Raw genomic sequence first — 15,017 nt, 5'->3', positions numbered from 1 at the left:
GCCTCGCCCCTGCCCTGCAAGATGGCGGGGCGGGCGCCGCGTTCAAGTGCTATGCGACGGGATCGCGCATGGTGACCAGCTCTTCCGCCGCCGTCGGGTGCACGGCCACGGTGCGGTCGAAATCCTCTTTCGTCGCCCCCATCTTCACCGCGACGCCGGCCAGCTGGATCATCTCGGCGGCCGCGTGGCCCACGATGTGCACGCCCAGCACCCGCCGGTCGGATTTGCGCACCACCATCTTCATGAGCATCCTCTCGTCCCGCCCCGACAGGGTATGGAACATGGGCCGGAAGGTCGAGCGGTAGATCTCGACCTCGGCCTCGCGGCGCGCCTCGGCCTCGGTCAGGCCCACGGTCCCGATCTCGGGCTGGGTGAAGACGGCGGTGGGCACGTCGGAATGATCGGCCGCGGTGGGCTCGCCCCCGAAGACGGTGCGGGCGAAGGCGGCGCCCTCGCGGATGGCGACGGGGGTCAGCGCCAGGCGGTCGGTGACGTCGCCGACGGCGAAGATCGAGGGCACGTTCGTCTGCGACCAGCGGTCCACCAGCACCTCGCCGCGCGGGCCCAGCGCCACGCCCGCCTTCTCGAGCCCCAGCCCCGCCGTGTTGGGCACGCGCCCGGTGGCGTAGAGCACGCAGTCGACGGCCAGCCGCGCCCCGTCCTCGAGCGTCAGGACAAGCCCGTCCTCGGCGCGGTCGATGCGCGCCACGTCGGTTTCGGTGCGCAGGTCGATCCCCTTGGCGCGCATCAGCCCGGCGACATGGCCGCGCACGTCGTCGTCGAAGCCGCGCAGGATCTGTTCGCCGCGGTAGAGCTGGGTCACGCGCGCGCCCAGCCCGTTGAGGATGCCGGCGAACTCGCAAGCGATGTAGCCGCCGCCGACCACCGCGACGCGCGCGGGCAGATGCGGCAGGTCGAAGATCTCGTTCGAGGTGATGGCGTGATGGGCGCCCGGAATGTCGGGCACAAAGGGCGTCCCGCCGGTGGCGATGAGGATGTGGCGCGCGCGCACCTCATGCCCGTGCGAGGCCAGGCGCACGGTGTGCGGCCCCGTCACCTCGGCCCGGCAGCGGTGCAGCTCGCACCCGGCCAGGTCCAGGTTGCGCGCATAGATGGCCTCGAGCCGGGCGATCTCGGCGTCCTTGGCGGCGATGAAGCGGCTCCAGTCGAAGCTGCGCGGGCCGACCTGCCAGCCATAGCCCTCGGCGTCCTCGAACAGTTCCGAGAAGGCCGAGGCGTAGACCATCAGCTTTTTCGGCACGCAGCCGCGCACCACGCAGGTGCCGCCGAAGCGGAACTCCTCGGCCACGCCGACGCGCGCGCCGTAGCCGGCCGCCATGCGCGCCGCGCGCACCCCGCCCGAGCCGCCGCCGATCACGAACAGGTCGTAGTCGAACTCCATCGAGCCTTCCTCCTCGCGCGCCGGGCCGGTCAATGCTCGTCGTCCTCGGTCAGGTCGGGCGCCTCGATGGTCGTGGCGGTGTCGTCCTCGTGGCCGACCACGGCCATGTCGGCGATCTCGATGAACAGGCCGTTCTCGACGACGCCGGGAATGGCGTTGAGCGCGCCGCTCAGATCCTCGGGATCGCCGATGCGCCGCAGGTGCAGGTCAAGGATGTAGTGCCCGCAATCGGTGACGTAGGGCGCGTCCTTGGCCATGCGCAGCGTCGACGAGCGGCCGTCCACGTCCATGTCCTCGAGCATCTCCTCGACGATGGCCTTGGTGGTCTCCCAGCCGAAGGGCACGATCTCGACCGGCAGCGGAAAGGCGCCCAGGGTCTCGACCTGCTTGGTCTCGTCGGCGATGACCACCATGCGGTCCGAGGCGACGGCGACGATCTTCTCCTGCAGCAAGGCGCCGCCGCCGCCCTTGATGAGCGTCAGCGCGGCGTCGAATTCGTCGGCGCCGTCCACGGTCAGGTCCAGCCATCCGGCCTCGTCCAGCGTGACCAGCGGCACGCCGTGGCGCGCGGCCAGGCGCGCGGTGCGCTCGGAGGTGGGCGTGCCGGTCACCTTCAGCCCCTCCTCGCGGATGCGCTCGCCCAGAAGCTCGACGAACCAGGCGGCGGTGGAGCCGGTGCCGAGCCCGAGGCGCATCCCGGATTCGACAAGCTTGACGGCTTCGCGCGCGGCGGCGCGCTTGGCGATGTCGGCCGCGGTGAGGGTCTTGGCCATGGCGGTTTCCTGCTGTGGTTCGAGGGCGAGTCGGAACCTATACGGATGCCCGTGCGATGCAAGCCGCGCGGCGCCGGACCGGCCGGACAAGCGCGCCCCCGGCGGCGGGCGGCGCGGGGGCCGGGTCCGGGCCGGAGCCGGGTCGGGGCCGGGTCGGGAGCCAGGTCTGCGGCCGGGGCTGGGTCGGGCCGGGGAACGGCGCCGGGTCCGAGCCCGGGGCGCGGGGCAGGCCCGGGGCGCGAGGACGGGGCGCGGGCACGGGGCGCGGAGACGGGGCGCGGGGATGGGGCGCGGCAACGGCGCGCGGGGCGCGGCGGCAGGCTCCGCGCGCCGGTCGAGCCGCGCCCCCCGGCACGCTCGCCCCTTGCGCCCGGCGCGGGCCGGCGGCGCGATCGGCGCATCGAGGGTCGCAAGCGCCTCGCCCGCGGGCGGCTCGCGCGGCTATGATCGGCGCCGGCGCGGCCCGCGCGGGGCGCGCAAGACGGCGAGCAAGACGGCGAGCAAGACGGCGCGAGAGACGGCGCGAGAGACGGCGAGGCGGCGGAGAGAAGCGATGTTCCTGAGCGTGTTCGACATCTTCAAGATCGGCGTCGGGCCCTCCAGCTCGCACACCATGGGTCCCATGACGGCGGCGGCGCGCTTTCTGGACGCGCTGCGCGCGGGCGACGCGCGCGTGCCGGGCGCGGGCGCGCCGGCGCGGCTGGAATGCCGGCTGCACGGCTCGCTGGCCTTCACCGGCAAGGGCCACGCCACCGACCGGGCGGTGCTGCTGGGGCTGCTGGGCCACCGGCCCGACACGCTCGACCCCGACGAGGCCGAGGCCGCGCTGGCGCGCCTTGCGGTCGAGCGCCGCGCCGCCCCTCCGGGCCTGCCGCCCATGGCGCTGGACCCCGAAGGCGCGGTCATCTTCGACTACGGCCCGCCCCTGCCCGGACACGCCAACGGCATGGTGCTGTCGGCCTATGACGCCGAAGGGCGGCTGCACCTGCGCGAGACCTACTACTCGATCGGCGGCGGCTTCGTGCTGACCGAGGCCGAGCTGGCCCGCGACGCCGCCCACGCCCCGGTGGACGAGGACGTGCCCTTCCCCTTCCGCACCGCCGCGCAGATGCTGCGCATGTGCCGCGAGTCGGGGCTGAGCATCGCCGGCCTCAAGCGCGCGAACGAAGAGACGCGCATGTCGCGCGCGGCGCTGGACCGGGGCCTGGACCGGATCTGGGAGGCGATGGATGCGTGCATCGCCCGCGGCCTGTCGAAGGAGGGAACCCTGCCCGGCGGGCTGGGCGTGCGCCGGCGCGCCGCCGCCATCCGCCGCCAGCTCGAGGCCGAGCGCGGCGCGAACATGCCGCCGCCCCATGTCGCCAACGACTGGATCAGCCTCTACGCCATGGCCGTGAACGAAGAGAACGCCGCCGGCGGGCGCGTGGTCACCGCGCCGACCAACGGCGCGGCGGGCGTGTTTCCGGGCGTGGTGAAATACTATCTCGAGCACTGCCCCGGCGCGCGCCGCTCGGATGTGCGCGAGATGCTGCTGACCGGCGCGGCCATCGGCGGGATCATCAAGTTCAACGCCTCGATCTCGGGGGCCGAGGTCGGCTGCCAGGGCGAGGTGGGCTCGGCCTCGGCCATGGCGGCGGCGGCGCTGTGCGCGGCGCTGGGCGGGCGCCCCGAGCAGGTCGAGAACGCCGCCGAGATCGCGCTCGAGCACCATCTGGGCATGACCTGCGACCCGGTGCGCGGGCTGGTGCAGGTGCCCTGCATCGAGCGCAACGGCCTTGGCGCGGTCAAGGCGGTGGCGGCGGCCTCGCTGGCGCTGCGCGGCGACGGGGCGCATGTGGTGCCGCTCGATGCGTGCATCGAGACCATGCGCCAGACCGGGCGGGACATGGACTCGCGCTACAAGGAGACCAGCCTGGGGGGCCTCGCCGTCAACCTGCCCGAGTGCTGAGCGGCGCGCCCGTCAGGCTCTCGATCGCCGCGTCCAGAAAGCGCGGCTCGAGCAGGATCACCGCGCCGGGTCCGTCGAAGCGCAGCGTCACCTCCTCGGCCGCGGCCTCGTTCGAGGTCCCGATGACCGAACCGGCCGCCAGCGCCAGCGGGTCCAGCGGCCAGCGCAGCCCGCGCGAGCCATGCGCCCGGCACGGCGCCAGCGGAAAGATCGACACCCGCGCCCCCGGCGCCAGCCGCGCGCGCCACAGCGGCGGCGCGGCGAAGGCGACGTCATGGGCGCCCAGCAGCACCACGCGCCGATCCGCATGGCGCAGCAGCGCGTGCAGCGCCGCCAGCGAATGATCCATCCGCCCGCCCAGGAACCCCGCGCCAAGGTACAGCGGCGCGCGCGTCAGGCGCAGGCATTTCTCGAGATCGGTGCTGTCCTGCTCGTCCACCGGAACGAAGCGCACCTCGGGATCGTCGCGCCAGCGCGCCGGATCGGCGACGCTGTCCATGTCGCCGATCACCGCGTCGGGCTTGCGCGCGCCCGCGGCCAGCAGGTTCGCCCCGCCGTCGGCGGCCACCACGCGCGGCGCGCGCGCCAGCGCCGCCTCCAGCTCGGCCGGCCCCGCCGCTCCGCCGCCGATCAGCGCCACCGGCGCGTCGAATTCCAGGATCCGCGTCATCTCCCGCATCCTTGCCCGCCGCCCGCCCAAGGTTGACCGGGGGCGGCAATTGCCCGACCATTGCAGGCCCCGCCGCGCGTCATGCGGCGGCCTGTCAGGAGCCGGACCGTGAGCCAGAAGCGTCTGAGCGTCAACTACGGGTCATTCTCTTGCATCGTCGAGGGCATGGACGACCCGGTCGAGGTGCTGCGCCAGGTGTTCGACCTGTGCCGCGAGGCGTCGGCCGGCAACCCGGCCTTCGGCGCGCCCGAGCTGTCGGCGCTGGCGCCCGAGGCGCGCGCGGCGATGGTCGAGCGGCTCGAGCGGCGCATGATGGCGCTGGGGGCGGCCGTGGGCGCGACGCCGGGCGACGACGCGATCGTGATCCACCCCGCCGAACCCTCGGCGCAAGAGGGCGAAGGCCCGCCCGCCCCGCGCGCCGGCGCCCTTGGCGCCGGGCCGGCCGTCGAGGATGCGCAGGAGGCGGCCGCGCAGGAGCGGGACGACGCCGCGCGCGAAGCCTTCGCCGCCGCCATAGAGGACGCGCAGGACCGCAACGCCCGCGATCTGGCCGCCGGCAAGGCCGGTGACGTGCCCCCGGCCGACGCGCCCCTTGCTGCGCCCGAGGATGGCGCCGCGCTCCCGAAGGGGCGGGCGGACGCGCCGGACGCGGCCGACGCGCAGGCTCATGCCGCCGCCCGATCGCAGGCCGATGCCGCAGCAGATGCAGGCGCCGCCGATGCGCCGGCCGCCGAAGCCGCGCGCCCGGCGACGGAGGCCGGCCCGCCCAGCGGCGGCGATGCCGCGCCCGACGCTCCGCAGCCCGGCCCGCAGCACGCCGCGCCCCCACCCGGCGCGCCCCCCGCGCCCGATCCGGCGCGCCAGCCCGCCCCTTCGGCGAACGCCGCGCCGGGGGCGGATGCCGACGCTCCGCCGCATCAGGCCGCGCGCCCCGATGACGGCGCCGCCGGCGAGCCGATCGATCCGGCGCGCCTCGCCAAGGCCCGCGACGCCTTCGCGCAGGGCGCCGCCCTTGGCCCGCGCGCGCCCCGGCCCGAAGCTTCGCCAAAGCCCGCGGCGCGCGGCGGCGGGCTGCTGTCGCGCCTGATCGGGCGGCGACCGCCGCCCGAGCCCGAGCCGCCCGCCGCCCCAGGGCCCGCCCCCGAGAGCCGCCCCGAACGGCCCAGGCCCGATCCGGCGCGGGTGCTGGCCGATGTGCCCGGCGTGCCGATCAGCTCGATCCCCGAGGACATCGAGGCGCGGCTCGACGAGTTCTTCTCGCGGCCCGCGCGCGCGCCGAAATCCGGCGAAGGCGAGGCCGCGGCGCGCGCAGCCCAGACGCCGCGCGACGGCGAAGCGCCGCCCGCGGCGACGCCCCGATCGCCGTCCGGCGCCGCGCCCGACGCCGCCCCGCACCCTGACCCGAACCCTGGCCCGAACCCTGCCCCGAATCCTGACCCGCATCCCGGCCCGGAGCGGCCGCCGCAAGCGCCCGCCGCGGATCCCGCATCCGATCATGCGCCAACGGACCGCGCGGCATCGGACCGCGCGCCGAAGGCCCCTCCGCCGCAGAGCGCCGAACCCCCGCGCCCCGAAGCGCCGCGGCCCAGCGCGCAGGCGGTCATGCGGGCGCATACGCCCTCGCTGGACGAGGCGGTGCGCCGCGGCGAGCCGATCTCGCTCGAACAATTCGTGCGCCATGTCGAGGCCGAGGATCTGGCCGACCAGATGGAGGCCGCCGCGGCCTATGCGACGCTGCTGCGCGACACGCCGCTGTTCACCCGCTCGGACCTGATCGCCATGCTCGCGGGGCTGGAAGAGGCGCACGCCTTCGGACCCGAGGACCGGGTGCGCGCCTTCGGCAAGCTGATCCGCACCGGCGTGCTGGTGCGCGTCGATGGGGACCGCTTCGCCATGAACGAAAAGACCCTGCGCGAATACGAACGCGTCCTGGGCCTCTAGTTCCGGGCCCCTGGTTCCGGGGCCCGGCCGGCCTGCGGGCCGTCAGCCCGCCGTCTGCTTGCGCGCGGGCCGGGCCGGGCGCTGAAAGCCGGGGCGGTCGGCCAGGCGCGCGTGCCAGCGGCGCAGGGCCTCGAGCTCTTCGGGCGGGGCGATGCGCGTGACGCGCATGAAGTCGATGGCCAGCCAGGCGGTGATGTCGGCGATGGTGAAGCGCTCGCCGGCCACGAAGGGCGCGCTGGACAGACGCCGGTCCAGCATCTCGAGCCCGGCCAGCACGCGCGGGCGGTTGGCCTCGGCCCATTCGGGCACCTGGTTCTCGAACCCGGCCATGCTGGGGTGCGAATGGCGGAACACGAAACCCACCGGCAGCAGAAGGCCGAACTCGACGCGGCGCTGCCACATCTCGATCCGCGCGGCCTCGAGCCCGTCGCGTCCCATCAGGTTGGGCTCGGGGTGCAGCGCCTCGACATAGCGGCAGATGGCCACGGATTCGGTCAGGAACTCGCCGTTCTCGAGCTCGAGCGCCGGGATCACCGGCGCGCCCGCGCGGGCGACGTATTCGGGGTCGTAATGCTCGCGCCGGCCCATGTCGAGCTCGACCAGTTCGACCTCGACGCCCTTTTCGGCCAGAAAGGCCAGAACGCGGCGCGGATTGGGCGCGGTCGATGTGACGTAGAGGCGGTGCATGGCGGGCAGATGGGTCATGGCGGCTTCCCTGTCGATTGCGGTTTCCCGCACGATGGCGCCCCGCCGCGCGCCAGGCAAGCGGCGCCCCCTTTCGTCCGCCCGTCCGGCGCGGCATAAGGCATGAACGCCGCCCGGGCGCAGGAGCAGTCGGATGAACGATCACGTCACCCTTTCCCTCGACGAGGCGCGCAGGCTGACCGAGGCGGCGATGACCGCCGCCGGCGCCCTGCCCGAAGTCGCGCGCTCGGTCGCCGCGGCGCTGGTCGCGGCCGAGGCGTCGGGCCATGCGGGGCACGGGCTGAGCCGCGTGCCCTCCTACGTCGCGCAATGCCGCGCGGGCAAGGCGGACGGGCGCGCGCGCCCCACGCTCGAGCAACCGGCCCCGGCGGCGCTGCGCGTCGACGCGGCCCACGGCTTCGCCTATCCGGCCTTCGACCTGCTCATCCCCGCCCTGGCCGAGCTGGCCGGGCGCACCGGGATCGCGCTGGGGGCGGTGCGGCGCTCGAATCACTTCGGCGTCGCCGGCGCGCATTGCGAGGCCCTGGCCGAGCTTGGCCGCGTGGCGCTGATCTTCGGCAACGCGCCCGCCGCCATGGCGCCCTGGGGCGGCGCGCGCCCGGCGCTGGGCACCAACCCCATCGCCTTCGCCGCACCCATGCCGGACGGCCCGCCGCTGGTGGTGGACATGGCGACCTCGACCGTGCCGCGCGGCAAGATCCTGGCCGCGCGCGAGCTTGGCGCGCCGATCCCCGAAGGCTGGGCGCTGGGGCCCGACGGGCGCCCGACCACCGACCCCGAGACCGCGCTCAAGGGCACGGTCGCGCCCATGGCCGGCCCCAAGGGCGCGGCGCTTGCGCTGATGGTCGAGGTGCTGTCCGCCTGCCTTGGCGGCGGCGCGCTGGGCGTTCATGCCTCGAGCCTGTTCGACGGCGAAGGGCCGCCTCCCGACCTGGCGCAGACGCTGATCGCCATCGACCCCGAGCTGATCGCCCCCGGCTTCGCCGAGCGCATGGCCGCGCTGGCCGCGGCGCTGGCGGGCATCGAGGGCGCGCGCCTGCCCGGCCAGCGCCGCCTTCAGGCCCGCGCCCGCGCCCAGGCCGAGGGGCTGCGCGTGCCGCGCAAGCTGCACGAGCGCCTGCGCGCCCTGGCCGCGGGCGACTGACCCCATTCCCGAAACGCTTTCCGGAACCCTGCACATGTCCGACATCGACCCCGCCGAGCATCGCCTGCGCGCCCTCGTATCGCGGCTTGCGCCCGACATCGCCGCGGACATCGCCGCGCCCGCGCCCTTCCGCGATCCAGGCCCGGATCTGGCCGACATGGACGCCGCCTATGCCGTGCAGCTCGAGGTCGCGGCGCGGCTGGCGCCCGGGCGCGGCGGCGTCGCCGGACGCAAGATCGCCTGGAACAGCGCGCAGCAGCTGGCCATGGCCGGCCTTGCCGAACCGGGCGCGGCGCATGTCTTCGCCGACCAGATCGCGGCGGCGCAGGACGGGCCCGCGCGCATCGAGGCGGCGCGCTTCATGTCGCTGGCGGTCGAGCCCGAGATCGCCGCGATCCTGGCCGCCGACATGGCCCCCCGCCCGGGCGGGCATGACCGGGCCTCGGCCGCGGCGGCGGTGGCGCGGCTGGTCCCGGCCTTCGAGATCCTGGACCGCCGGCGCGTCGATCCGGGCGCGCGCCCGGTCGCGGTGGTGGCGGCCAACATCTTCAACGCGGGCGCCGCGCTGGGCGGGCCCGGCGCCGCGCCCGATCAGGTCGATCCCGCCCGGCTGCGCGCGCGCGTCACGCTGAACGGCGAAACCCTGCTGGACGCCGAGGGCACGGCGCCCATGGACCCGCTCGAGGCCGTCGCCTTCCTGGCCAACCGCTTCAACGCGCTGGGCCAGACCCTGCGCGCGGGCGAGACCCTGCTGCTGGGCGCGCATCTGCCCCCGCGCCAGATCGACGCGCCGGCGCGCCTGCGCTTCGAGATCGCGCAGCTGGGCGCGGTCGCGCTCGAGGTCGTCTGAGACAAGGAGAAGGCGCGCATGTCCTCGTCATCGTCGCTTGCGCCCTGGGTTCTGCCTCCGCTGCTTCTGGTCGCGTCGAACCTGTTCATGACCTTCGCCTGGTATGGGCACCTGGCCTACAAGTCCACGGCGCTGTGGATGGTGGTTCTGGCCAGCTGGGGCATCGCCTTCTTCGAATACTGGCTGGCGGTGCCGGCGAACAGGATCGGGCACGAGGTGTATTCCGCCGCCCAGCTCAAGACCATGCAGGAGGTCATCACCCTGACGGTCTTCGCGGGCTTCTCGGCCTTGTGGCTCAAGGAGCCCATGTCGCCGAGCCAGCTGCTGGGATTCGCGCTGATCGCCTGCGGCGCAGGACTGGTCTTCTTCAAGCCCTGAGGCGCCAGCCCCGCTGCGGATCGCAACCCCGGCGCCGGCCGGACGGCCAGGCGCCATTGGGGTGGCGCGGCCGGGCGACGGGCGCGGTCGGGCGACGAGCTCGACCGGGCGCCGTGCGCCGTTGGCCGGACCCAGCCGGGCGACGGGCTCGGCCGGGCGGCTTGCGCCGTTTCGAGAGCCCGACCGAGCGGCAGGCTCGGCCGGGCGGAGGCCGGGTTCGGCCAAGGGGCGGGGCCGCGCGCCGCGCGGCGATCCGGCGCCCCGGGCGTTCAGCCCAGCGCCGCCGCCGCGGCCTCTTCCACCGCCTTGAGCGCGGCCTCGACGCCGGCGCCGTCGGGGCCGCCGGTCTGGGCCATCTCGGGCCGGCCGCCGCCGCCCTTGGCCCCCAGATGCGGCGCCGCCGCGCGCACCAGCGTCACCGCGTCCACCTTGTCGAGGAAGTCGCGCGAGACCGCGACCACGATCGACCCCTTGCCGTCGTCCGAGCGCGTGGCCAGCGCCGCGACGCCCGGCGCGGCGGCCAGGATCTCGTCCGCGGCGGCCTTGAGCTCGCGCGGGGCCATGCCCTCGACCACGCGCAGCGTCAGCGTGGCCTCGCCCAGCTTGCGCGCGGGGGCGCCGCCCGCGCCGCCGGCGGCCAGCTTGCGGCGCGTCTCGGACAGCTCGTTCTCGAGCGCGCGGCGCTCGGCCAGAAGGGCGGACAGGCGCGCCTCGATCTCGTCGGGCTGGGCGTGGAGCGTGGCCGCCGCGCCCGAGACGATGCGGTCGAGCCGCGCCACATGCGCCTCGGCCGCCTCGTGCGCCACGGCCTCGACCCGGCGCACGCCCGCGGCCAGACCCTCTTCGCGCAGGATCTTGAAGAAGCCGATCTGCCCGGTATTGGCCACATGGGTGCCGCCGCACAGCTCGATCGACCAGGGGCGGTTCTGGCCGGGGTCGCGCCCGCCCATGGACACCACGCGCACCTCGTCGCCGTATTTCTCGCCGAACAGGGCGCGCGCGCCGCTTTCGCGCGCCTCGTCCAGCGGCATCACGCGGGTCTCGACGGGGGTGCAGGCGCGGATGCGCGCGTTCACCTCGCGCTCGACCGCGGCCACGTCCTCGGCCGTCAGGGGCTTGCCGTGCGAGATGTCGAAGCGCAGGCGGTCGGCCTCGACCAGCGAGCCCTTCTGCGCCACATGATCGCCCAGCCGGCGGCGCAGCGCCTCGTGCAGAAGGTGGGTGGCCGAGTGATGCGCGCACAGCGCCGCGCGCCGCGCCGGATCGACGCGCAGCGTTATGGTGTCGCCGACATTGACCACATGCGCCGCGTCGTCGCCGGCGATGCGGCACAGATGGGCGAAGACGCCGTCGGCGCGCTTTTGCACGTCGAGCACCTCGATGCGCACGCCGCCGGGGGCCTCGATCACGCCGCGGTCGGCCGCCTGGCCGCCCTGCTCGGCGTAGAAGGGGGTCTGGTTGGCGACCAGCTCGAAGGTCTCGCCGATGGCGGCGTGGGCCACCTCGGCGCCGTCGCGCACCAGCGCCAGCACGCGGCCCGACGCCTCGAGCGACTGGTAGCCGAGGAACTCGGTCGGCCCGACGCGGTCGCGGATGTCGAACCACAGCTTCTGCGCGCCCGCGTCGCCCGTGCCCGCCCAGGCGGCGCGCGCGGCGGCCTTCTGCGCGGCCATGGCGGCCTCGTAGCCGGCGACGTCGACCTGCGCGCCCTTGCCGCGCAGGATGTCCTGCGTCAGGTCCAGCGGGAAGCCGTAGGTGTCATACAGCTTGAACGCCGTCTCGCCGGGCAGCGGGGCGCCGGGGTCGAGGCGCTCGAGCTCGGCGTCGAGCAGGCGCAGCCCGCGCTCGAGCAGCGCCTTGAAGCGCTCTTCCTCGGCGCGCAGCGTCTCGCGGATCAGCGGCTCGGCGGCGCGCAGCTCGACGTAATGGCCGCCCATCAGGTCGATGAGCGCCGGCGCCAGCCGGTGCAGAAGCGGCTCGCGCGCGCCCAGCATGTGGGCGTGGCGCATGCCCCGGCGCATGATGCGGCGCAGGACGTAGCCGCGCCCCTCGTTCGAGGGCAGGACGCCCTCGGCGATCAGGAAGGCGGCGCAGCGCAGGTGATCGGCCACGACGCGGTGGCTGACGACCATGGGGCCGTCCGGGGCCTGGCCGGTCAGCTCGGCGCAGGCGCGGATGATCGGCTGGAACAGGTCGGTGTCGTAGTTGTTGTGCACGCCCTGCAGGATGGTGGTCATGCGCTCGAGCCCCATGCCCGTGTCGACCGAGGGGCGGGGCAGCGGCGTGGACGAGCCGTCCTCATGCGTCTCGTATTGCATGAAGACCAGGTTCCAGAACTCGACGAAGCGGTCGCCGTCCTCGTCCGGGCTGCCGGGCGGGCCGCCGGGCACCTCGGGGCCGTGGTCGTAGAACAGCTCGGTGCAGGGGCCGTTGGGGCCGGTGTCGCCCATGCGCCACCAGTTGTCGTCCGAGTTGATGCGGATGATGCGCTCTTCGGGCAGGCCGGCGATCTTGCGCCACAGCGCCGCCGCCTCGTCGTCCGAGGCGTGGACGGTCACCAGCAGCTTCTCGGGCGGCAGGCCGAAGACCTTGGTCGAGAGCGTCCAGGCCTGCTCGATGGCGACGTCCTTGAAGTAGTCGCCGAACGAGAAGTTCCCCAGCATCTCGAAGAAGGTGTGGTGGCGGGCCGTGTAGCCCACATTGTCGAGGTCGTTGTGCTTGCCGCCCGCGCGCACGCATTTCTGCGAGGTGGCGGCGCGCGAGTAGGGCCGCGTCTCGACGCCGGTGAACACGTTCTTGAACTGGACCATGCCCGAGTTCACGAACATCAGCGTCGGATCGTTGCGCGGCACGATGGGCGAGCTGTCGACGATCTCGTGATCGCGCTCTTTGAAGAAGTTCAGGAATTCGGACCGGATCTGGTTGCCGGAGATCATGCGCGTCGCCCCGCTGTGTGGTGTTGCGGCACTGCCTTCAGTGCGGGCGATTTCTAGGCCCTGGCGCGGCGCGGCGCAAGAAGTTCGGGCCCGGGCGCCGCGCGGACCGCTCAGCCGGCGCCCAGCGGCGCGGGCGCCGCCGCGGCCGAACGCGCCGCCCCGCAGCCGCGCAGCTGGATCTCGTAAAGGCGCGCCAGGGCCTCGACCTCGGCCGCGGCGCGCAGCACGCCGGGCTTGGTGCGCCAGCGCCCGCGCGCATAGCCGGCGTGGCCCTCGTGATAGGCCAGGTAGTGGGCGTAGGCGTCGTTCATGTCCACGCCGTTCACCCGCGCCGTGCGCGCCATGTACCAGCCGACGAAATCGGCGCTGTCGGCGAAATCGTCGCGGTCGGCGCCATGCGCGCCCGTCTCGCGCCGATACCAGTCCCAGGTGCCGTCGAGCGCCTGCGCAAACCCGTAGGCCGACGAGGCCCGCCCCACCGGCACGACCCCCAGCGCGTAGCGCATGGGCGGGCGGGCGTCCTTGCGGAAGTTCGACTCGCGCTGGATGATCGCCAGCTGGATCGGGGCCGGGGCGCCCCAGCGCGCCTGCGAACGTTCCAGCGCCTCGGCCCAGTGCGGGCGCGCGGCGTAGATCGCGCAGGCGTCCATCACGTTCGCGGGGCGCGAATCATCGGCCGCGCAGCCTGCAAGGGCTCCGCAAAGCGCCGCGACGCGCATTGCCCTGACGATGATCCGCATGCGCCTCGATCCATCGGCCCGGCTCTGACGGCGGGCTCGTTCCGCTCTGGCGACACGATAGCGCGCATCGCCCCGGCGGCCAAGCCCGGGGCCGCCCGCCGCGCGGTCAGGGCGCGCCCGCGCCCAGCAGAACCGCCAGCATCGCCGGGATCGCCAGCACCGCGATGGCCGTCGAGACCACGACCAGCCCCGCCACCTCGACCGGGCGGGCGTCGTAGCGCTCGGCCATCAGATACGAGGTCACCGCCACCGGCATGGTCAGCTGCATCAGCAGCACCTGGCTGGCCAGCTCGGGCAGGCCCGCCAGCCGCGCCGCGCCCAGCGCCGCCGCCGCGCAGACGACCAGCCGCGCCCCCGACAGCAGCGCCGCGCGCCCCGCCCCCGCGGGCGTCAGCCGCGCCATGGCCACGCCCAGCGTGAACAGCATGAGCGGAATCGCCATCTGCCCCGCCAGCGCCAGGCTGTCCATCACCCAGCCCGGCGGCGCGACGCCGAAGCCGGCGGCGGCCAGCCCGCCCGCGGCGGCGTAGAAGATCGGCTGGCGCAGCGCCTCGCGCGGCGAGCCGCCGCCCGACACCAGCCACACCCCGACCGTGAAGCTCAGGCAGGCCATGACAGCGAACACGACCACGGCCAGCGCCAGCCCCTGCTCGCCCCAGGCGAACAGCGCCACCGGCAGGCCCACATTGCCCGTGTTGCCGAAGGTCAGCGGCGCCAGGAAGGCGCGCTGCGACAGGCCCGCCGCGCGCAGCAGCGCCGCCAACGCCAACCCGGCCGCCGCATAGCCGCCCAGCGTCGCCAGCGCCAGCGAGGCCAGCGCCCCGCGGTCGAGCTCGGCGCGCGCCAGCGCCACGAAGATCAGGCAGGGAACCGCCACCGTGAAGCACAGCCGGGTGACGAAGCGCAGGGGAAAATCCTCGCCCGCGCGCACCCAGGCCCAGCCCGCGAAGCCCAGGACGAACACCGGCGCGACCACGCGCAGAACCTCGACGATGACGGACATGAACGGCGCCTCCTCTCGCCCCCGACGGCGATAAGGCGGCCTTATGACATGAACGCCGACCCCGCGCAACGCGCCCCGCGGCCGCCCGGCCCCGAGGCCGGGCACGACGCGGGGCCCGCCCATGGACTCGACTCCCCGCGCGGCCTATATCTGCGCGAAGACGACCGAAAAGGAATTGCGAATTGGCTCAGACGAAGAAGATCCGCGCGGAAGCGAAGTTCCGCATCGGTCAGGTGGTCCGCCACCGGCTGCACCCCTTCCGGGGGGTCATCTTCGACGTGGATCCGGTGTTCTCGAACACCGACGAGTGGTGGAACTCGATCCCCGAGGATCACCGCCCCCGCAAGGACCAGCCCTTCTACCACCTGCTGGCCGAGAACGAGACCAGCTACTACCACGCCTACGTCTCGGAGCAGAACCTGGTGGCCGACGACAGCGGCGAGCCCGTCGACCACCCCGAGGTCATCGAGCATTTCGGCGAGCTGCACGACGACCAGTACGAAGTGGCGGGCATCAGCCGCCACTGA

General features: G+C 74.4%; 13 protein-coding genes. 6 read left to right on the top strand and 7 right to left on the bottom strand.

Features of this window, described 5'->3' with window-relative positions:
- Positions 1 to 49: 49 nt before the first annotated feature.
- Both gor and rpiA read right to left on the bottom strand, forming a co-directional pair.
- Positions 50 to 1,402: a glutathione-disulfide reductase gene (gor, locus tag LY05_RS01790; protein WP_148922009.1), complete on the bottom strand. Its 1,353-nt coding sequence runs from the start codon at positions 1,400 to 1,402 to the stop codon at positions 50 to 52.
- A gap of 29 nt (positions 1,403 to 1,431) precedes the next feature.
- Entirely contained in the window at positions 1,432 to 2,175 is a 744-nt protein-coding gene (gene rpiA, locus LY05_RS01785; protein WP_148921881.1) for a ribose-5-phosphate isomerase RpiA, read from the bottom strand.
- A 553-nt stretch (positions 2,176 to 2,728) separates the two neighbouring features.
- Between rpiA and LY05_RS01780 the strand changes: the two genes are divergently transcribed.
- On the top strand, positions 2,729 to 4,123 hold the full coding sequence (locus LY05_RS01780) for an L-serine ammonia-lyase (RefSeq protein ID WP_148921880.1): 1,395 nt from the start codon (positions 2,729 to 2,731) through the stop codon (positions 4,121 to 4,123).
- Here the strand turns inward: LY05_RS01780 and LY05_RS01775 are convergent.
- Complete coding sequence (locus LY05_RS01775; protein ID WP_170258746.1) at positions 4,104 to 4,793, bottom strand: thiamine diphosphokinase; 690 nt, start codon at positions 4,791 to 4,793, stop codon at positions 4,104 to 4,106. The two genes, LY05_RS01780 and LY05_RS01775, sit on opposite strands and share 20 nt — an antisense overlap.
- Positions 4,794 to 4,901: 108 nt before the next feature.
- Between LY05_RS01775 and LY05_RS01770 the strand changes: the two genes are divergently transcribed.
- Complete coding sequence (locus LY05_RS01770; protein WP_148921878.1) at positions 4,902 to 6,734, top strand: hypothetical protein; 1,833 nt, start codon at positions 4,902 to 4,904, stop codon at positions 6,732 to 6,734.
- 42 nt (positions 6,735 to 6,776) lie between these two features.
- Here LY05_RS01770 and LY05_RS01765 read toward each other — a convergent pair whose 3' ends face one another.
- Positions 6,777 to 7,439, bottom strand: coding sequence for a glutathione S-transferase family protein (locus LY05_RS01765; protein WP_218139759.1), 663 nt, complete (start codon positions 7,437 to 7,439; stop codon positions 6,777 to 6,779).
- 133 nt (positions 7,440 to 7,572) lie between these two features.
- On the opposite strand from LY05_RS01765, the gene LY05_RS01760 reads away from it, so the two are divergent.
- From LY05_RS01760 to LY05_RS01750, 3 genes are read left to right on the top strand one after another with little or no spacing between them, the layout of a single operon-like run.
- Positions 7,573 to 8,583: an Ldh family oxidoreductase gene (locus LY05_RS01760; RefSeq protein ID WP_148921877.1), complete on the top strand. Its 1,011-nt coding sequence runs from the start codon at positions 7,573 to 7,575 to the stop codon at positions 8,581 to 8,583.
- 34 nt (positions 8,584 to 8,617) lie between these two features.
- Positions 8,618 to 9,433, top strand: coding sequence for a fumarylacetoacetate hydrolase family protein (locus LY05_RS01755; RefSeq protein WP_072746272.1), 816 nt, complete (start codon positions 8,618 to 8,620; stop codon positions 9,431 to 9,433).
- A gap of 18 nt (positions 9,434 to 9,451) precedes the next feature.
- Positions 9,452 to 9,811: a DMT family protein gene (locus tag LY05_RS01750; RefSeq protein ID WP_148921876.1), complete on the top strand. Its 360-nt coding sequence runs from the start codon at positions 9,452 to 9,454 to the stop codon at positions 9,809 to 9,811.
- A gap of 269 nt (positions 9,812 to 10,080) precedes the next feature.
- Here LY05_RS01750 and alaS read toward each other — a convergent pair whose 3' ends face one another.
- From alaS to LY05_RS01735, 3 genes are all read right to left on the bottom strand, one after another.
- Positions 10,081 to 12,747, bottom strand: coding sequence for an alanine--tRNA ligase (gene alaS, locus LY05_RS01745; RefSeq protein ID WP_148921875.1), 2,667 nt, complete (start codon positions 12,745 to 12,747; stop codon positions 10,081 to 10,083).
- Between the two features lie 110 nt (positions 12,748 to 12,857).
- Entirely contained in the window at positions 12,858 to 13,487 is a 630-nt protein-coding gene (locus LY05_RS01740) for a transglycosylase SLT domain-containing protein (RefSeq protein WP_249041825.1), read from the bottom strand.
- A gap of 106 nt (positions 13,488 to 13,593) precedes the next feature.
- Entirely contained in the window at positions 13,594 to 14,490 is an 897-nt protein-coding gene (locus LY05_RS01735; protein ID WP_148921874.1) for an AEC family transporter, read from the bottom strand.
- Positions 14,491 to 14,672: 182 nt separating this feature from the next.
- Here LY05_RS01735 and hspQ point away from each other — a divergent pair, with 182 nt between their 5' ends.
- Complete coding sequence (gene hspQ, locus LY05_RS01730) at positions 14,673 to 15,017, top strand: heat shock protein HspQ (protein WP_245728475.1); 345 nt, start codon at positions 14,673 to 14,675, stop codon at positions 15,015 to 15,017.

The organism is Oceanicella actignis (assembly GCF_008124525.1).
Classification (GTDB): domain Bacteria; phylum Pseudomonadota; class Alphaproteobacteria; order Rhodobacterales; family Rhodobacteraceae; genus Oceanicella; species Oceanicella actignis.
The sequence above is the reverse complement of the archived record's forward strand: the minus strand, read 5'-3'. Positions and strand labels throughout refer to the sequence as shown.

What these genes read in the sequence shown, in the direction of transcription:
- LY05_RS01780 (WP_148921880.1), top strand. Translation starts at nt 2,729, where the DNA reads ATGTTCCTGAGCGTGTTCGACATCTTCAAGATCGGCGTCGGGCCCTCC.
- rpiA (WP_148921881.1), bottom strand. Translation starts at nt 2,175, where the DNA reads ATGGCCAAGACCCTCACCGCGGCCGACATCGCCAAGCGCGCCGCCGCG.
- gor (WP_148922009.1), bottom strand. Translation starts at nt 1,402, where the DNA reads ATGGAGTTCGACTACGACCTGTTCGTGATCGGCGGCGGCTCGGGCGGG.
- LY05_RS01765 (WP_218139759.1), bottom strand. Translation starts at nt 7,439, where the DNA reads ATGACCCATCTGCCCGCCATGCACCGCCTCTACGTCACATCGACCGCG.
- LY05_RS01760 (WP_148921877.1), top strand. Translation starts at nt 7,573, where the DNA reads ATGAACGATCACGTCACCCTTTCCCTCGACGAGGCGCGCAGGCTGACC.
- LY05_RS01755 (WP_072746272.1), top strand. Translation starts at nt 8,618, where the DNA reads ATGTCCGACATCGACCCCGCCGAGCATCGCCTGCGCGCCCTCGTATCG.
- LY05_RS01750 (WP_148921876.1), top strand. Translation starts at nt 9,452, where the DNA reads ATGTCCTCGTCATCGTCGCTTGCGCCCTGGGTTCTGCCTCCGCTGCTT.
- alaS (WP_148921875.1), bottom strand. Translation starts at nt 12,747, where the DNA reads ATGATCTCCGGCAACCAGATCCGGTCCGAATTCCTGAACTTCTTCAAA.
- LY05_RS01740 (WP_249041825.1), bottom strand. Translation starts at nt 13,487, where the DNA reads ATGCGGATCATCGTCAGGGCAATGCGCGTCGCGGCGCTTTGCGGAGCC.
- LY05_RS01775 (WP_170258746.1), bottom strand. Translation starts at nt 4,793, where the DNA reads ATGACGCGGATCCTGGAATTCGACGCGCCGGTGGCGCTGATCGGCGGC.
- LY05_RS01735 (WP_148921874.1), bottom strand. Translation starts at nt 14,490, where the DNA reads ATGTCCGTCATCGTCGAGGTTCTGCGCGTGGTCGCGCCGGTGTTCGTC.